The organism is Trabulsiella odontotermitis (assembly GCF_030053895.1).
Taxonomy (GTDB): domain Bacteria; phylum Pseudomonadota; class Gammaproteobacteria; order Enterobacterales; family Enterobacteriaceae; genus Trabulsiella; species Trabulsiella odontotermitis_C.
Genome location: NZ_CP125781.1, coordinates 400,166 through 418,411 on the forward strand (window position 1 = coordinate 400,166; position 18,246 = coordinate 418,411).

The 18,246-nt window shown below is 51.2% G+C and carries 19 protein-coding genes; 6 read left to right on the top strand and 13 right to left on the bottom strand.

Annotation, left to right across the window (positions count from 1 at the left end; translation table 11 throughout):
• Positions 1–108: 108 nt before the first annotated feature.
• On the top strand, positions 109–540 hold the full coding sequence (locus QMG90_RS01980) for a hypothetical protein (RefSeq protein ID WP_283282503.1): 432 nt from the start codon (positions 109–111) through the stop codon (positions 538–540).
• A 332-nt stretch (positions 541–872) separates the two neighbouring features.
• Here the strand turns inward: QMG90_RS01980 and QMG90_RS01985 are convergent, their stop codons facing one another.
• The 8 genes from QMG90_RS01985 to QMG90_RS02020 all read right to left on the bottom strand — a co-directional run bounded on the left by QMG90_RS01985 (position 873) and on the right by QMG90_RS02020 (position 8,391).
• Positions 873–1,466, bottom strand: a complete 594-nt coding sequence (locus tag QMG90_RS01985) for a hypothetical protein (protein WP_283282504.1) — start codon at positions 1,464–1,466, stop codon at positions 873–875.
• Positions 1,467–2,270: 804 nt separating this feature from the next.
• Positions 2,271–2,567: a DNA-binding transcriptional regulator Fis gene (gene fis / locus QMG90_RS01990; protein WP_000462905.1), complete on the bottom strand. Its 297-nt coding sequence runs from the start codon at positions 2,565–2,567 to the stop codon at positions 2,271–2,273.
• 25 nt (positions 2,568–2,592) lie between these two features.
• The gene (gene dusB / locus QMG90_RS01995; protein ID WP_283282505.1) at positions 2,593–3,558 is read right to left on the bottom strand and encodes a tRNA dihydrouridine synthase DusB; all 966 of its coding nucleotides are present in this window, start codon (positions 3,556–3,558) and stop codon (positions 2,593–2,595) included.
• A gap of 359 nt (positions 3,559–3,917) precedes the next feature.
• Entirely contained in the window at positions 3,918–4,799 is an 882-nt protein-coding gene (gene prmA / locus QMG90_RS02000; RefSeq protein WP_283282506.1) for a 50S ribosomal protein L11 methyltransferase, read from the bottom strand.
• A gap of 11 nt (positions 4,800–4,810) precedes the next feature.
• The gene (gene panF, locus QMG90_RS02005; protein WP_283282507.1) at positions 4,811–6,262 is read right to left on the bottom strand and encodes a sodium/pantothenate symporter; all 1,452 of its coding nucleotides are present in this window, start codon (positions 6,260–6,262) and stop codon (positions 4,811–4,813) included.
• A complete protein-coding gene (locus tag QMG90_RS02010; protein ID WP_054179070.1) occupies positions 6,252–6,494 on the bottom strand; it encodes a YhdT family protein in 243 nt (80 codons plus the stop codon). The genes panF and QMG90_RS02010 overlap by 11 nt, the downstream gene beginning before the upstream one ends.
• A gap of 93 nt (positions 6,495–6,587) precedes the next feature.
• Positions 6,588–7,601, bottom strand: coding sequence for a sugar kinase (locus QMG90_RS02015; protein WP_419098544.1), 1,014 nt, complete (start codon positions 7,599–7,601; stop codon positions 6,588–6,590).
• Positions 7,558–8,391 (bottom strand): DeoR/GlpR family DNA-binding transcription regulator, encoded by an 834-nt coding sequence (locus QMG90_RS02020; RefSeq protein WP_346733142.1) that lies wholly within the window; start codon positions 8,389–8,391, stop codon positions 7,558–7,560. The genes QMG90_RS02015 and QMG90_RS02020 overlap by 44 nt, the downstream gene beginning before the upstream one ends.
• 221 nt (positions 8,392–8,612) lie before the next feature.
• On the opposite strand from QMG90_RS02020, the gene QMG90_RS02025 reads away from it, so the two are divergent.
• The 5 genes from QMG90_RS02025 (at position 8,613) to QMG90_RS02045 (ending at position 14,009) form a co-directional block, all read left to right on the top strand.
• A complete protein-coding gene (locus QMG90_RS02025) occupies positions 8,613–9,467 on the top strand; it encodes a tagatose bisphosphate family class II aldolase (protein WP_283282510.1) in 855 nt (284 codons plus the stop codon).
• Between the two features lie 37 nt (positions 9,468–9,504).
• Positions 9,505–10,398, top strand: coding sequence for a substrate-binding domain-containing protein (locus QMG90_RS02030; protein ID WP_283282511.1), 894 nt, complete (start codon positions 9,505–9,507; stop codon positions 10,396–10,398).
• Between the two features lie 140 nt (positions 10,399–10,538).
• The gene (locus QMG90_RS02035; RefSeq protein WP_283282512.1) at positions 10,539–12,038 is read left to right on the top strand and encodes a sugar ABC transporter ATP-binding protein; all 1,500 of its coding nucleotides are present in this window, start codon (positions 10,539–10,541) and stop codon (positions 12,036–12,038) included.
• Complete coding sequence (locus QMG90_RS02040; RefSeq protein ID WP_283282513.1) at positions 12,039–13,028, top strand: ABC transporter permease; 990 nt, start codon at positions 12,039–12,041, stop codon at positions 13,026–13,028.
• 21 nt (positions 13,029–13,049) lie between these two features.
• A complete protein-coding gene (locus QMG90_RS02045) occupies positions 13,050–14,009 on the top strand; it encodes a sugar kinase (protein ID WP_283282514.1) in 960 nt (319 codons plus the stop codon).
• Between the two features lie 39 nt (positions 14,010–14,048).
• On the opposite strand, the gene accC is transcribed toward QMG90_RS02045, so the two are convergent.
• The 5 genes from accC to msrP form a co-directional block, all read right to left on the bottom strand.
• Positions 14,049–15,398 carry an acetyl-CoA carboxylase biotin carboxylase subunit gene (accC, locus tag QMG90_RS02050; RefSeq protein WP_038160720.1) on the bottom strand — a complete coding sequence of 450 codons (1,350 nt, stop codon included), beginning with the start codon at positions 15,396–15,398 and terminating at the stop codon, positions 14,049–14,051.
• A gap of 10 nt (positions 15,399–15,408) precedes the next feature.
• Positions 15,409–15,873 (bottom strand): acetyl-CoA carboxylase biotin carboxyl carrier protein, encoded by a 465-nt coding sequence (gene accB / locus QMG90_RS02055; protein WP_054179062.1) that lies wholly within the window; start codon positions 15,871–15,873, stop codon positions 15,409–15,411.
• Between the two features lie 22 nt (positions 15,874–15,895).
• Entirely contained in the window at positions 15,896–16,348 is a 453-nt protein-coding gene (gene aroQ, locus QMG90_RS02060) for a type II 3-dehydroquinate dehydratase (RefSeq protein ID WP_283282515.1), read from the bottom strand.
• A 234-nt stretch (positions 16,349–16,582) separates the two neighbouring features.
• Positions 16,583–17,182, bottom strand: a complete 600-nt coding sequence (gene msrQ / locus QMG90_RS02065; protein WP_283282516.1) for a protein-methionine-sulfoxide reductase heme-binding subunit MsrQ — start codon at positions 17,180–17,182, stop codon at positions 16,583–16,585.
• Entirely contained in the window at positions 17,182–18,183 is a 1,002-nt protein-coding gene (gene msrP / locus QMG90_RS02070; protein WP_283282517.1) for a protein-methionine-sulfoxide reductase catalytic subunit MsrP, read from the bottom strand. Before msrP ends, msrQ begins: the two co-directional genes overlap by 1 nt.
• Positions 18,184–18,246 lie beyond the last annotated feature (63 nt).

Genomic DNA, 18,246 nt, shown 5'->3' on the forward strand with positions numbered 1-18,246 from the left:
CACGGGTCCTTTCGGGCGTTCTGCGTTGCTACGGGGCGGCGGCCTCGCAGAATTCCGCTACATATGAGAATTTCCAGCAAACACACCCCACCACCACCAGGTTAAAAAATGAACAAAAAAAGCCAACAACTTGATTATATAAATCAGGCCGAGCTGGCAGATGCGCTCGGTGTAGACAGGACAACTATCGGTACATGGACAAAAAAAGGACTGCCTTTTATCAGGGGAGATCAGGGGAAGCCTCATTCATTCCATTTTGGTTGCAGTATGTGGTGGATGCTTGGGAAAGAGTTTGCAGAAAGACGTTGTATTCCTGGCCTGAATGCAGTGCAGCAAATTATTCTTGCCAGGATTATCTCTGAAGGTCTTTCCCCTGACGAGTGCATGGCAGACGAAGAGTGTGTGATCTCCTTACTGGCAAAGATTGGCATCCCGGAATCGACTGTAATCATAGAATCGGCCTATGTCAGAGGGCTACTGGCGGGAGATCGAATAGCTGTGGAACGTCGAAATAAAAAAAAGTCTACGCTCAGTAACTAACCTTGATGTGGCCGCTGCTCAAGGTCTGGATAGTTAGTTTTTTTGCTTCAACTGACTGGTTTTTCCGTGATCTTACGGACTATAAAACGGACTAGAGACAAAGTGTTGGTTCGTTTTTTCCCTTTCTAATCATGTTATTAACTTTGTTGACTCTTTTCATATCTGACATTGCTACTGCACAGGGCTATATCTAATCTGACAGGTATCTCTGTGCCGGAAGCGGACGTTGCGTTCATCACGGTATGTTAGTTTACGAGCAGAATGTTGGCTATATTTGGGGAACCAAAATTCGTGACATGTATTTCATCATTTGCTTCGCCTTGTTAAGAGTTTTATTTCTTGTGCTTATCCCAAAAATGGGCAAAGTTTTTTTCATTAATTGACTTCATCTTTGCTTTTCTATTTTTAATTTTTTTGATTTTTTCCTCCACTTCTTCAGGGGAAAGTTTTCTATTACCTTTAATCTCCATAATTTCTGTAAATCCATACATATAGTTATCAACTCGTTCTTCTTCTTTAATTCCCCGCAGTACTTCAGGATGAATTTTCTCAGGAGAGTTGATGTATTCATTAATTTGAATTATTAATATTTCAATTTTTTTATCTGAATCATATTTGTCTGCGATTTCATTGGCACCTTCGCTTTTTGCTGTCTCGATAATCTTCTTGATTACACTTTTTACCAAGTCATATGTAGCGTTTCCAATAACACCGCTCAAAGCGGCAACGCCAATAAATATTAGCCATTGTTCTGGAGGTAATAATGAAGCATAACAGTTAATCTTGCCATGTGATTTAACTTGCTTTTCGAAAAATTGCCTATACCAAACTCCCATTTCATACGCTTGCGCTGAGCGTTCAAGTATAGCTTCATAATCATCAGGATACGCTTCCCCGCAACAATGACACTCATCGCCTTCGTACAACTCTGCACACTTGAAACATAATCTTATCGGGCTGTTCAATCTAAAACTCCTAACAGTGTCGTCTCAACGGATTGTGTACGCATTTGCCAAACCTAAAAAAAAGCCATAGTTAATGTAACTTTATGATTTATCATTCAAATCGAAAAATACCAATAACACATGGGGCGTATCAGCCTAATATGATAATCATGACATGTGAAGTAAAATAGTCAACATATCGCATCCATAACATGAGGATATTACGACAAGGGAAACACTAGACTGTTAAGCCGCAGTTAAGCTTTCGCTCCTCGCTTAAAACAGACCGTCAAATTTAATAGTTTACTGCCCGGGAAAACTGTAAGATTAAGTGCTAGCTGATACATTTTACTGGACTATTTGCTGTCAAGCTTCATTATCAGATGAAACTGAGCCAATCATTATGTGGCTTTCTTCCCACCAAAGAAAAGGTCATCTTCAACGTTAGTTGCCCATTGAAAAATTATGGTTTGTATGGCGCTTTGAAAAAGCGAAGGGACTAGCACGCGTAAGAGTCCTCTATTTACGAGATTTCTTGAGAAAAGCCGGATTCGTTCCTGAGCACCTGAAGAAGTGACGCATTTTTTTGCATCGCTCAGCGTACTGACAAAGTAACCCTCGTGCCAGTGGCGTAATTGTCATGGGGGGAGCGGAAACTTCGTACGCACATGTATTGTTCGTGTTTGTTCGCGTCGATGTGTAGTCAGCAGTGTAGTCAGTTTAATAAAAAAGGCGCTTCCCCATGCCGAAGAGCGCCTTTTTAATCAACAGGTTAACTGGTTTTAATCAGTTCATGCCGTATTTTTTCAGTTTTTTACGCAGCGTGCCGCGGTTGATACCCATCATCAGGGCAGCGCGGGTCTGGTTACCACGGGTGTATTGCATCACCATGTCCAACAGGGGCTGTTCTACTTCAGCCAGTACCAGCTCATAGAGGTCATTAACATCCTGACCGTTCAGTTGAGCAAAATAGTTCTTCAGTGCCTGCTTAACCGAATCACGCAGGGGTTTTTGGGTTACCTGATCCTGAGAGTTAACGGTAGAAACGGTCAGTACGTCAGAATTTACGCGTTGTTCGAACATAGTTCTGTCAGCTCTTTATTTCTGTTTACGCAAAATTTTCGAAGTATGCCTCCAACGCCTCCAGCTGTTCGCTGGCATCCTCAATGGCGTTGAATGTGCGCCGAAACTGGTCATCTGGAGCGTGCTCCTGGAGATACCAGGAGACGTGTTTGCGTGCGATTCGGTACCCTTTTGCGTGGCCGTAAAAGTCATGCAGTTCCCGAACGTGCGCGCAAAGCAAGCGCTTAACCTCTGCCAGAGGCAGCGGGGGCAGCAGCTCCCCAGTGTCCAGATAGTGCTGGATTTCCCGAAAGATCCAGGGTCTTCCCTGAGCTGCACGTCCTATCATCAGGGCATCCGCCCCCGTATAGTCGAGCACAGCTCTGGCTTTAAGCGGGTCAGTAATGTCACCATTCGCGATTACCGGAATGGAAACCTTCTGCTTAACTGCCCGAATGCTGTCGTACTCAGCGTCTCCGTTAAACAAGCAGGCGCGGGTGCGTCCGTGAATAGTCAGAGCCTGAATGCCACAGTCTTCAGCCAGTTGGGCAATCTCTTCACAGTTACGGTGTTCTGGTGCCCAGCCGGTGCGAATCTTGAGTGTGACAGGAACATCCACTGCAGTGACAACCGCGGTCAGGATCGATTTTACCTGCTCCGGGTACTGCAAGAGGGCTGAACCTGCGAGCTTACGATTCACTTTCTTAGCCGGACAGCCCATATTGATATCAATAATTTGGGCACCGCTCTCGACGTTAATACGCGCGGCCTCTGCCATCTCTTCAGGTACGCTACCGGCGATTTGCACGGTACGAATGCCTGGTTCATCAATGTGCACCATCCGCAAACGGGACTTGTCGCTCTCCCAGACCTGCGGGTTGGAGGACATCATCTCGGAAACGGTTAATCCTGCTCCCATCTCGTAGCACAGCGTCCGGAATGGTCTGTCAGTAATGCCAGCCATTGGTGCTGCGATCAGGCGATTTCTGAGCTGGTGGTGTCCGATGCGCATGAGTTAAGAAATGACCATACTGTGACTGCAAGGCGGCGTATATTACGCATTTTTCGCGCGAGATGAAAGGCCAAACTTTGAGCAATCCACTGTCATAGATCAATGAATCGCCGTCAAGCAAATACAACAAAAATAAATAATTATAATTATCATCGATTTAATGCGAGGTGGCGAAATTCTGTTCTTTTAGAAAATCGTAAAACTTCTCACTTTTTCTTGGCTGAATCGCTGCGATCGCAAGATTTAACGCTGTTTATGTGAACAAAAAAGCGCATCGTAATGAGATCAGGCTCTCATTTCTGTCATTCATTCGGCACGGGTTGTAAACAAAACGCGGCCCGGAGACCGCGTTGTGCTGTTTACTTTTTGAGCCCGGTGATCCGACACCACTCTTCTTTCTCAACCACCGGATCGAGGGTAAAGAGATCGGCGTAGGCGTCGCATACGCTGTCCGCCTGGCTGGCGAGGATACCTGAAAGCCCCAGTAAACCGCCCTCAACGGGCAGCACGCTGATTAACGGCGCCAGTTCACGTAACGGGCCTGCCAGGATGTTTGCGACCACCACATCGGCTTTCATGGCCTCTGGCTGGTCTTTCGGCAAATAGAGCTCCAGACGCTCAGAAACGCCGTTACGCTCCGCGTTGTCGCGGCTGGCCTGAATCGCCTGTGGATCGATATCAATGCCGATCGCTTTGGCGGCACCCAGTTTCAGCGCGGCGATGGCGAGGATCCCGGAGCCGCAACCGAAGTCGATCACCGTTTTGCCGTTTAGATCGAGGCCGTCAAGCCATTGCAGACACAGCGAGGTCGTTGGATGCGTACCGGTGCCGAAGGCCAGACCCGGGTCGAGCATCACGTTGACCGCATTTGCATCGGGAATTTCGCGCCAGCTCGGGCAAATCCACAGTCGTTCGCCGAAGCGCATCGGGTGGAAGTTATCCATCCATTCGCGCTCCCAGTCTTTATCTTCCAGTTGTTCGATTTTGTGCGCAAAACCCGCGCCCAACAACGGATGATGTTCGAGGATCGCCACCACTGCTTTCATATCGCTTTCGGCATCAAAAAGGCCGATGACGTCGGTGTCGCCCCACAGGCGCGTTTCACCCGGCAACGGCTCGAACACTGGCGTGTCGTGGGTATCCTGAAAAGTAATCGACACCGCACCCGCTTCCATCAGCGCATCGCTCAGCTCCTCAGCATTCGCGCCTGTGGTGTTCAGTTTCATTTGGATCCATGGCATGGCAAAACTCTTTATTTATCAGTAGTCAAAACAGGGGCTTCCGCCAGCGGCTGACCGAAACGGTTACCGATGATGAAAGCCAGCAAACTCAGTAGTAATGAGGGCACAATCGGGTGGAAACCCAGGTACTGGATGTTGAAAGTCGCCAGCACAGCGTACAGCACGCCGCCGACGATCATCGCGCTGAGCGCACCCGCGGCGTTTGCGCGTTCCCAGTACAGACCCAGCACCAGCGGCCACAGAAACACCGCTTCCAGCCCGCCGAACGCCAGCAGGTTGAGCCAGATGATCATTTCTGGCGGACGCCATGCGGCGAGCAACAGTAAAACGCCCAGAATTAGCGTTATCCCGGAAGACATCCGCTTCAGTCGCGTTTCGTTATGGATCTGCTCCGGACGCAGATTCAGGTAGAGATCTTTAATGATCGTAGCGGAACTTTGCAGCAACTGGGCGTTGATCGTCGACATGATCGCCGCCATCGGTGCCGCCAGGAAAATCCCTGCGGCAAACGGCGGCAGGACTTTCACCATCAGGGTCGGGATCACCTGATCGGGAATCGTCAGATCCGGAAGTACCGCCCGGCCCAGCGCGCCCGCCAGATGCATTCCCAGCATCAGTACGGCGACAACAATGGTGCCCAGGATAATGCCCCGATGCACGGCTTTACTGTCTTTATAGGAGATGCACCGCACGGCGGTGTGCGGCAGACCAATCACGCCGAAACAGACCAGCACCCAGAATGAGGTCATAAAGGTCGGCGAAAGAATATTGTCGGCTCCCTGCGGCGTCACCAGCTTAGGATCGATATGCTCCAGCGTTTCTACCGCGCCAGACAACCCTCCAGCGGCATGAACAACCCCGATCAGCAGCACGATGGTGCCGATCAGCATCACCAGCCCCTGCATCGCATCATTGAGCACACTGGCGCGAAAACCACCGTACGCCGTGTACAACGCAATGCTGATGCCGAAAATCAACAGGCCGGTTTCATAAGGGATGCCCGCCGCCGTTTCCAGCAGGCGTGCGCCGCCAATGAACTGCACGGTCATCGCGCCGATAAAAGCGACCAGCAGGCTCAGACTGGCCAGCCAGACCAGCAGGTGGCTATGGTAGCGCGCGAAAAGCATATCGTTCAGCGTCACGGCATTGTAGCGGCGCGCCAGAATGGCGAATTTTTTCCCCAGCACGCCCAGCGACAGCCACACAGCGGGAAGTTGGATCATCGCCAGCAGCACCCAGCCAAGACCGTATTTATAGGCCGCACCTGGACCACCAATAAACGAACTGGCGCTGATGTAGGTCGCGGTCAGCGTCATCGCCAGCACAAATCCCCCCATTGAACGACTGCCGAGGAAGTACTCATTGAGGAAGGTGCCGGTGGCGCGCTTGCGCATCGCATAGAGTGACAGGCCAAAGACCACCAGCAGGTAGGCGATGAGTGGCACTATGATTTCAGCCTGCATGGTCATCCTCCAGCGGTATATCACGATAGATAAACCGTACCATTGCCCAGCAGAGCAGAATAAACACCAGCGGTATCAATAAACAGGCCATTTCAAACCAGTGCGGCAGACCGGTAAATCCCTGCGCAGAATCAGGTAAGTAAGCGGTCACCAACCAGGCGAAAAGATAGAGCAGGGTGAGCCACAGCGCCCAGCGTGCTTCCTTGTGAGCCTGAACAAATCGTTTGTCCACGGAAGAGGTCCTCTTCATGGTGTTACAACCAGAAACGGGCAATTCTACGGCAACTCACCGTTGAGGGAAAATCCTCTGACAGGAAAAAACGCGTCAGCGCTGGCGACGCAGGAAATCGTCGATCTCAGAAAGCGAAGCAATCCCTTCCATCGGCCCCTGTTGCGTGACCGCGATAGCGCCGCTGGCATTGGCGTAATGCAGGGCTTCTGTTGCCGGAAGGCCTGAGAGGAACAGCGTCACGAACGTGGCGCCGAAACAGTCGCCCGCACCGGTCGGATCAACCGTTTCTACCGTATAGCCCGGAAGATGCAACGTCTGCAGTTCGCCATCCTGCAGATGATAATAACTGGCACCGCGCTGAGCGCGTTTGACCACCACATGTTTCACGCCAGCCTGTAGCAGATCACTGATGATCTGCTCTTCACTGAGGTTTTTATGCCGGGCAAAGAAGGGGAGCTCGCTTTCACTCGGCAGAAAGATGTCGGTGTACTCAATCAGATAATCAAATGCCTGTTCCATTTCGGGAATGTTCAGCATTTCTTTACGGATATTGGGATCAAAAGAGACCGTGCCGCCCGCGGCTTTGATCGCCATCATCGCTTTGCGCGTGGCGTCGATCATGCGAAATGAAAACAGCGATGACCCCATGATGTGGATATGCTGGCATTGTTGCAGCAGTTGCTGGTCGATATCTTTTTCCGTAAACAGGCCACAGGCGCTGTCAGGGATATTAAAGATAAAATCGCGCTCCTGCGGGCTCTGGTAGCTGACGAACGCGGTGCCAGTGACGGCATTATTCATCACGCGGATACCATCAACGATCACGCCTTCATGGCGCAGTCGCTCAATATTGAGACGGCCAAAGTCATCATTGCCGACGCAGCCGAAAATCATTGCGCGATGGCCTAATCTGGCGACCTGAGCGGCGAAAATCGCGGGGGCTCCGCTGGGGAATGGGCCAACAAATTCGCCGGGATGGGTGAATTTCTGATGTGGATTGCGGGATAAAAATTCAACCAGTAATTCGCCTATTGTACAAAGGGTAAGTCCCACTGATGCCCTCTCATTCCTGGAGTCTTTCGCGATTCGACCAGGTGAAACATTCATTGTTGGTATACAGGGTGACAAAATCAGCATCATATAATTGTTGCTGATATTGCTCGTTAATACTGTGGCAGACGATCACATTTTCGGTCTGATTGAGATGGCCGATGGTGGCGGTTGCCGCGCCGGATGTCGCTGCCATCAGGATCGTTTTACTGCGTGCGTTATCAAAACAGAGCTGCCAGGCCATCGCCAGTTCGGGGAAATCGATCCCCAGCGTACCGTCAGCGTCGATGCTGTTCACTTCCATAATACTGTGCGTAATGGTGTGATGCTGAAGCGCCTGTTCGAGTGATTTTCCTGCCAGGATCCCGTCAGGTCGCAGCATTTCGCTGCCGGCCAGAATGATATCGCCTTCAATATACTGATTCGCCAGCAGCGCGCTTTCCGGATCGTTGGTGATCAGGCGGATTTTTTTCAATCCATTAAGTAAAGGAATGAGTCGGCGGCACAGAGCGCCATGACCGAGGAACAAGGTATCCCGGTCGCGAATCAGCCGCATACCGTGACGGGCGATTTCCATCTGTTGCGCCAGCGGAGGCATGGCCACCAGCGGCACGGGTTCATAGTCGGTTTGCAGAACAGGCGTGGCGATAGCGCCGCCAAATGAGCGCTTCAGGTAACCCTGTTGCTCCAGATAGCTCAGATCGCCGCGGATTGTTACACCAGAGACACCCAGCTGCGCTGAGAGCTCGTCGACTTTGATTTCTCCCTGAACGCTGACGATTTCAGCGATTTTTAGTCTGCGTTTCAGCAGATTAGATGATTTCCTGGGCACGACGACACTCATTATTTGCCTGCGATGTCAGACACTATAGCGTTATGGCTTTTTCTTTGAAACTTTCATTTAGTAAAAATACCTGTCAGTTAAGTTAAATTTCGTAAGTTATTTTTTGACGGCTTGAACCTGGTCACGCTTTTCTGCTTATTTTGTGTGCTACGTTTCTTTCAAAATGAAAGTTAAACGTTGATTTCTTCGTTTTGTAAGAGACGAGCGCATAACCAGGAGCTGAGATGTACATCATTTCGAGCAAAAACATGCTGAAGAAAGCCCAACACCAGGGGTTTGCGGTTCCGGCATTTAATATTCATAACCTTGAAACCTTACAAGTGGTGGTCGAAACGGCGGCGAGCCTTCGTTCGCCAGTGATGCTCGCGGGTACGCCGGGCACGTATCGTTATGGCGGGGTTGGCAGCCTGATCGCGCTGGTAAAAGCGCTGGCGCATGAGCACAACATCCCGCTGGTGCTGCATCTCGACCATCATGAGGAAGCCCCGGACATTTTCAATAAAGTCCGCGCCGGGATCCGCTCGGTAATGATTGATGGCTCACATCTGCCTTTTGAAGAAAACATTGCCCGGGTGAAAGAGGTGACCACGTTCTGCCACACGTATGACGTCAGCATCGAGGCGGAACTCGGACGACTCGGCGGTCAGGAAGACGATCTGATCGTTGATGACAAAGACTCCGCATATACCTCACCTGATGCGGCGGCCGAATTTGTCCGGCGCACGGAGATTGATTCGCTGGCGGTGGCGATAGGCACGGCGCATGGGCTCTATACGCACGAACCACGTCTGGATTTCACTCGTCTGGAACAAATCCGCAACCGGGTGGAGGTCCCCCTGGTATTGCATGGCGCGTCTGGCTTAACGGAAGCGGATATCCGCAAATGCATTCAACTGGGGATTTGCAAAGTGAACGTCGCAACGGAATTAAAAATCGCGTTTGCTGATGCGCTGAAGGGATATTTCCATGAAAACCCGACCGCTAACGATCCGCGGCACTATATGCAACCGGCAAAAGCGGCAATGAAGCAAGTGGTCACACGCATTATTGGCGTGTGTGGTAGTGAAGACAAACTCTGATAGCTATTAACCCTACAAAAAAGAACGAGGATTGTTTATGAGCAGATTTAAGTTACCCGGTTTGGCCATGCTGGTGGGTCTGGCACTGTTCTCACAAAGCTCCTTTGCGAAAGAGTATAATATTGGCGCCTCTTTGTTGACGCAGCAGCATCCGTTTTATATCGATCTCGCTAATGCGATGAAAGACGAAGCAAAAAAAGATGACGTTAATCTGAGCATTTCAATTGCTAACCAGGATTTAAATAAGCAGCTTTCCGACGTTGAAGATTTTATTACTAAAAAAGTCGATGCCATTATTCTTTCCCCGGTCGATTCCAAAGGGGTTCAGGCGGCCATTATTAAAGCCAACAAAGCCGGTATCCCGGTTATTACCGTTGACGTGGCAGCGGAAGGCGTGCCAGTGGTATCGCATGTTGCGACCGACAACTACGCGGGTGGTGTGCAGGCTGGTAAATTAATGGGCAAACTGCTGAACGGTAAAGGCACCGTCGCCATTATTAGCTATCCCGCGGTGCAGTCCGTAGTGGCTCGTATTGATGGCTTTAAGAAAGGACTGGCGGATACGCCGGACGTGAAAATCGTCGCTGAACAACCGGGGATCACCCGTGCTGAAGCGCTGACCACCGCGCAAAATATGATGCAGGCGAACCCGAACCTTAACGGCCTGTTTGGCTTCGGTGACGATGCCGCGCTGGCGGCAGTCATTGCGGCGAAATCCGCCCATAACGACAACATCAAAATCATCGGTTTCGATGGCATGAAAGAAGCGCGCGACGCCGTGGATACCGATAAAACCTTCGCGGCGGTTATTCGTCAGTATCCGGATCAAATGGGCGCGAAAGCCATCGATGCTGCCGTCGACCATCTGAACGGTAAACCGGTAGATAAAATCATTCCGATCCAGCCGGGGGTTTATACCGCGAAACAGTAATGTCAGGTCTTCAGGTTGCGAAGCGTTGTATTTGCTTCGCAACCTGAAATGAGAACAAAAAATACCAGACCACATCCTTTGCTTTAACGCAATAGTGAGAGGTAGAGCCGATGATGCTTTGCTAAGAAATTGAGGTGGTGATGACCGATATTATTCTTGAAATTTCTCATGTTGCTAAAAGCTTTGGCCCCGTCCAGGCGCTGAAAGATATTTCGCTGACGGTTCGAAAAGGCAGAGTGCATACGTTATTAGGCGAAAACGGCGCGGGAAAATCCACGCTGATGAAAATTCTCGCCGGTGTTTATCCGCCAACCCAGGGAACCATAACACTGCAGGGTAATGTGGTTACGATTAATAACCCGCAGCATTCACGCAAACTTGGCATCGCCATTATTTTTCAGGAGCTCAGCCTGAGTAATAACGTGACGGTGGCCGAAAATATTTATGCCAATAATGAGCCAGTTCGTTTTGGCATTATAGACGATAAAAAAATGGTCGCCGACTGCGAGACGTTATTAGCTGAACTGGGCATTCCACTGGATGCGCATGAGTTAGTCGGCAATATGTCGCTCGCCCAGCGCCAACTGGTGGAGATTGCTAAAGCGCTAAGCTATCCCGCTGATATTGTGATTATGGATGAGCCAACCTCGTCGCTCAGCGATAACGAAGCGGAAATTCTGTTTACGATTATTGCGAAACTGACGCAGCGCGGCAGTGCGGTGATTTATATCTCCCACCGTATGGATGAAATCATGCGGATCTCTGACGATATTTCGGTGATCCGTGATGGTGAATATATTGCCACGCACGACCGCCAGGAGACGCACATCCAGCAGTTGATCGCGCAAATGGTCGGCAGGGAGATGAAAAACATCTGGCCGCCGCGCATCGGAGAAAAACCGGATGCCAGCGTCACGCCACGGCTGGAGGTCAGAAACCTTTCGCATCCGCCCTTATTTCATCAGATCGACTTTGCTGTGCGTCCCGGTGAGGTGCTGGGCTTTTTCGGTCTGGTGGGCGCAGGGCGCACCGATGTGATGAGAGCCATATTTGGCATCATCCCGTGCGAGGGAGAGGTATTGATCGACGGTAATGTGGTAGCGATCCGTTCCGCAAAACAGGCCATCGAGCTCGGCTTTGCCTTTGTGACGGAAAACCGCAAAGAAGAAGGCCTGGTGCTGATGCACGATGTGAATATGAATACTCACCACGTGGCGTTTCAGTATAACGCGTCACGTTTTGGGCTGATTAATCCCCGGCTGGAGGAGCAACGCACGCGCAAATCCGTCGAACAGATGAATACCAAAATCAGTTCGATTCACCAGCCGGTGAGTGCATTAAGCGGGGGTAATCAGCAGAAAATCGTGCTGTCGAAATGGCTGGAAAAGACGCCGCGCATTTTATTGCTGGATGAACCCACCCGCGGTGTGGACGTGGGGGCGAAGTTTGAAATTTATAACGTGATTCGTCAGCTGGCGGCGGCAGGCACTGCCATTATTCTGGTCTCATCTGAATTACCGGAGGTCATGGCACTGAGTGATCGCTTAGTGGTTATGCGTAATAAAACCATCGCTGATATTTATTCGTGTGAAAACCTGACACAGACGCAGGTGATGACCGCTGCAACAGGAGTACAGTAAATGACTGAGAAAATTGTCTCTGCGCCCAAAGAACGGAGTTCATCATCGGGCAACGGATTGAAAAAAATCGTCAGGCAATACGGCGGGATCCTGAGCGGAATGATCGTCCTGATTATTCTCTTCAGCTTTATGAATGACAGTTTTTTCACCACCAATAACATCACCAACATTATTTTGCAGGTTTCGATTATCGCGATTACGGCGTACGGCATGACTTACGTGCTGTTGCTCGGTGATATTGATTTGTCGGTCGGTTCAACCATCGCCCTTATCGGCACTTTTGCCGCGCTTGGCGCTTCCTGGGGGATCCCCTTTATTTTGCTGGTGCCGCTGTCCATTATTGCGGCGCTGATCCTCGGGATGATTAATGGCGGCCTGACTGCGGTCGCGGGCATTCCGTCGTTTATTGTCACCGTGGCCACGATGGGGATATTCCGTGGCATCGCTTATATCATGACGGACGGGATGCCGGTCATGATCCGCAATGACGCTTTTCTGGCACTAGGCAATGGAGAATTTTTATATATTCCGCTGCCGATCTGGATCTTATTAGCGCTGCTGCTGATCAACCATTTCGTCCTCACGAAAACGACCTTTGGGCGCAAGATTTACATTACCGGTGGCAATAAAGAAGCAGCAGTCTATTCCGGTATTAACGTTATTCGCCTGAAAATTAAAGTTTTTATGATCACCGCCGTACTGGCGGGCGTGAGCGGCATGATCCTGGCCTCACGCCTCTATTCCGGGCAGCCAAATGCGGCGCTGAGTTATGAACTGGATGCGATTGCCGCGGCGGTGCTTGGCGGCACCAGCCTGAATGGCGGTTATGGCACGGTTGTCGGCACCATGATTGGCGCATTAACTATCGGCGTGATTAACAACGGGATGAACCTGATGAACGTTCCCTACTTTTATCAGATGGTGGTCAAAGGGATGGTTATTCTGGTGGCGGTATATGTCGATGTCAGAAATAAAAGAAAACGCGGCTAAATATCTCAAGGAATTAATTGTATGAGCAAAGTATTCACTATTGGAGAAATTCTGGTCGAAATTATGGCAAGCCAGACGGGTCAGTCGTTTGACCGGCCTGGCGTCTGGCATGGCCCTTATCCCAGCGGCGCCCCGGCGATTTTTATCGATCAGGTGACACGCTTCGGTGTGCCCTGCGGGATTATCAGTTGCGTCGGTAAGGATGGCTTTGGCGATATCAATGTCAATCGCCTGGCGGCGGATGGCGTCGATATTCGCGGTATTTCCGTACTGCCGCTGGAAACCACCGGTAGCGCCTTTGTGACTTACCATGAATCTGGCGACCGCGACTTTATCTTTAATATTAAAAACGCGGCCTGTGGGAAATTATCAGCCCGTCATGTGGACGAAAGGCTGCTGAAAGACTGTACCCATTTTCATATTATGGGATCATCGCTGTTCTCGTTCCATATGGTCGATGCGGTGAAAAAAGCGGTGACGCTGGTGAAACAGAACGGCGGTGTGATCTCGTTCGATCCGAATATTCGTAAAGAGATGCTCGATATCCCGGAAATGCGCGATGCCCTGCATTTTGTCCTTGAACTGACAGATATCTATATGCCCAGCGAAGGCGAAGTATTATTGCTTTCCTCGCATGCGACGTCTGAGCGCGCTATCGCCGGGTTCCTTGAGGATGGTGTGAAAGAGGTGATTGTAAAGTGTGGCAGCAAAGGGGCGAGTTTCTGGTCCGCCACCGAGCAGTTCCACATTGGTGGCTACCCGGTGCAGGAGATAGACCCGACCGGTGCGGGGGATTGTTTTGGCGGTGCTTATGTGGCCTGTCGCCAGTTGGGGTACAGCACCCGTCAGGCGTTACAGTACGCCAATGCCAGTGGTGCGATTGCGGTGACGCGGCGTGGGCCGATGGAGGGCACATCCATGCTGGCGGACATCCGGGCCTTTATCGAACATCACAAGGCCACTATTCGGGAAAGAGCCTGATAAAAAAAGGGAAGCGCATGCGCTTCCCTTTTCGCTTTATTACTTCTCTTGCATACCGAGTTTTTTCTCCAGATAGTGGATGTTGGTGCCACCATGCTGGAAGTTCTCGTCGCTCATAATGCGCGTCTGCAGATCAATGTTGGTTTTGATGCCGTCAATGATAAGTTCCTGCAGGGCGTTTCTCATACGGGCAATCGCCACGTCACGGCTTTCGCCGTAGCAGATAAGCTTACCGATCATTGAGTCATAGTACGGCGGAACAGTGTAGCCCGCGTAGATATGAGACTCCCAACGGACACCAAAGCCGCCCGGCGCGTGGAAACGCGTGATTTTTCCCGGGCTCGGCAGGAAGGTGTTCGGATCTTCGGCGTTGATACGGCATTCCACCGCATGACCGCGCACCTGAACTTCATCCTGTTTGATTGACAGCGGCTGACCCGCGGCAATACGCAGCTGCTCTTTGATCAGGTCAACACCGGTGATCATTTCAGTGACCGGGTGCTCAACCTGAATACGGGTGTTCATTTCGATGAAATAGAACTCGCCGTTTTCGAACAGGAATTCGAACGTACCTGCACCGCGATAGCCGATATCAACACACGCCTTAGAGCAGCGTTCGCCGATGTAACGACGCAGTTCCGGGGTAATGCCCGGTGCCGGTGCTTCTTCAACCACTTTCTGGTGACGACGCTGCATGGAGCAGTCACGTTCCGCCAGATAGATAGCGTTACCCTGACCGTCAGCCAGCACCTGAATTTCGATGTGGCGTGGGTTTTCCAGGTATTTCTCCATATAGACCATGTCGTTGCTGAAAGCCGCTTTCGCTTCCGCTTTGGTCATGGAGATAGATTGCGCCAGTTCAGCATCGCTGCGCACGACGCGCATACCGCGACCACCGCCGCCACCGGACGCTTTGATGATAACCGGATAGCCGATGCGTTTCGCATGCGCGCGGTTAACGTCCATATCGTCGCCCAGCGGGCCGTCAGAGCCAGGTACAGTTGGCACGCCTGCTTTCTTCATGGCAGTAATCGCCGACACTTTGTCGCCCATCAGGCGGATGGTGTCAGCTTTCGGGCCGATGAAGATAAAGCCAGAACGTTCAACCTGTTCTGCGAAGTTGGCGTTTTCAGACAGGAAGCCGTAACCCGGGTGAATCGCCACTGCGCCGGTGATTTCAGCTGCGCTGATGATCGCCGGAATGTTCAGATAGCTTTTGACTGATGGCGCCGGACCGATACACACGGTTTCGTCAGCCAGCAGCACATGTTTTAAATCGCGATCCGCTGTCGAGTGTACTGCGACGGTCTTGATGCCCAGTTCTTTACAGGCACGAAGAATACGCAGTGCAATCTCGCCACGGTTGGCGATGACAATTTTATCCAGCATGTTCGCCTCGTTACTCGATGACGACCAGCGGCTCGTCAAATTCTACCGGTTGCCCACTTTCCACCAGGATCGCTTTCACGGTCCCTGATTTGTCGGCTTCGATCTGGTTCATCATTTTCATCGCTTCTACGATGCACAGGGTATCGCCCACGTTAACTTTCTGGCCAATTTCCACAAACGCTTTCGCGTCCGGGCTCGGCGTACGGTAGAAAGTACCAACCATCGGGGAACGTACGATGTGACCACTGATTTCAGCTTTCGCCGGTGCTTCTGCAGCGGCGGCTGGCGCGGCAACGGCAGCCGGGGCTGGCTGTTGCATAACAGGCGCGGCATAAGCCTGTTGCATCATCGGGAAGGCTGACGCAGCCGGTGCGCGGCTAATGCGAACAGATTCTTCGCCTTCAGAAATTTCCAGTTCAGCGATGCCTGATTCTTCAACCAGCTCGATCAGTTTTTTAATCTTACGAATATCCATGAGTGGGTTCCGTACTCTTTGTTTAGTGTGATGGTGACAGGCGTTTTACCGCCGTCTGTAAAGCGTATGAATAACCGTCCGCACCGAGTCCACAGATAACGCCAGCGGCGATATCCGACAGATACGAATGATGGCGGAATGGTTCACGTGCGTGCACATTGCTCAGGTGAATCTCGATAAACGGGATACTGACAGCCAGAAGCGCATCACGAAGGGCCACGCTGGTATGTGTAAACGCGGCCGGATTAATCAGGATATAGTCAACGTTGTCTTTAGCCTGATGAATTCGGTCGATGAGTACATGCTCCGCGTTGGACTGCAGATGATCAAACGCCACATTCAGAGAGGCCGCTTCCGCCGCCAGACGGTTAATAATTTCCGTCAGACTCAGGGTTCCGTACTTCTCCGGCTCCCGGGTGCCGAGCATGTTAAGGTTCGGCCCGTTCAAAAGCAAAATGTGAAACTTTTCAGTCATCGTGCGGCTATCTCCTGCCATTTTCCGGTAAAAAACAAAATATACCTTCGATGTGCTCTTGTCACCCTTTCAGGGGCGTAAAATCCCTGTCAGGAAAACCAAGGTCGCACATTATAACGATTTCGTAGCATTTGGCAGCTAAATACTGGTCTTATCAGGGAAGATTATCAACCGCTATCGTGAAAAGATGGGCGGTTGATAAGAAATTTGCGGGTAACAGCACAGCCTGAAAAATTAGCGGAACCACAGACGGAACTTCTTGTAACGCCACACTAAAAGCGCGACAGCCAGCGCTGCGTAGATGATCGGCTGGGGCGACAGGATCTTCACCGACCACAGATAGTGAATGGGAGCGAGGATCGCGACAAGATAGACGAAGTTGTGCAGTTTTTGCCATCGTGGCCCCAGTTTCCGCTGCATCGCCTGCGGAGATGTTACCGCCAGCGCCAGCAAAATCAACCAGCTTGCCAGTCCGAGCGTTAAATAAGGTCGACTGACGACTTCCTGCCCCAACAGCGCCAGATTATTGATGCCAAGCTCCAGCAGCGCATAGCAACTGAGGTGCAACGTGGCCCACGCGAAACACCATAATCCCAGCAACCGGCGCGTGCGGATCAGTAATGGCTGTTTAGCGTAGCGCGCCAGCGGCGAAATCAGCAAGGTTGCCAGCAATAATTTCAGAGCCATCCGACCGGTAAAATGCTGGATATCTTTCGCCGGATCGGCGCTGAAATAACCTTGTGATCCGGCCCATAGCAGCCACAAAAAGGGTAAAAATGCCGCCAGATGAAGGAAAACTTTCAGCCACAGCACCTGTTTCGCCGTTAATCGCACTAAAAATTCTCCTTGAGATTAAGACCGCGGTAGAGCGACGCGACCTGATCGGCATAACCGTTAAACAGCAGCGTTGGCTGACGTTTGACATCCAGCACGCCGCCAGAGCCGATAAAACGCTCTGTAGCCTGCGACCAGCGGGGATGATCGACATGCGGATTAACGTTGGCATAGAAGCCATATTCATCTGACGCCGCCAGATTCCAGGTGGTGGGCGGTTGTTCACGGGTCAGAGTAATACTGACGATCGACTTGATCCCCTTAAACCCATACTTCCACGGCACGGTAAGACGCACCGGCGCACCGTTTTGTGGCGGTAGCGCTTTGCCATAAACACCGACGGTCAGCAGCGTCAGCGGGTGCATTGCTTCGTCCAGACGCAGCCCTTCAACGTAAGGGTATTTCAGTCCGCCGCCGATAAAGCGATCCTTCTGGCCCGGCATATCGTCGGGCGCATAGATAGTTTTGAACGCCACGTATTTCGCATTGCTGGTGGGTTCGACCAGCGCCAGTAGTTTGTGGAGCGGGAAACCAATCCACGGCACGACCATCGACCAGGCCTCAACGCAGCGCATCCGATAGATGCGTTCTTCCAGCGGGAAGCGCCGGGAGAGATCGTCATGATCGAGTTTCAGGGGTTTTGCCACTTCGCCGTCGATGGTCAATGTCCAGGGATCGCTTTTCAGCGAACCGGCATTGGCCGCTGGATCAGCTTTATCGAGACCGAATTCATAGAAATTATTGTAACCGGTGACTTTATCTTCCGGCGTCAGCGGCAGGGTGTTCTGCCATTCAGCTGGTTTATCAAACGTCAGCGGTTTCCCGGAAGGGGCGGGCGGGCGATCATTACCTTTAAACCAACTGAGCAAATCGGCGTGTGCTGCGGGAGATAATGTCAGCGCCGTCGCGCTGATCCCGAGCATTTTCAGGACCTGGCGGCGCTGCATCATAAAGACAGATTCCGCGGTGACATCGGCTTCCGTCAATGTTTTGGTTTTCATAGCTTCCTCCGTCATTCATTTTCTTAATCATGACGGAGGAAAAGCGTTAAAGCGAATACGAAT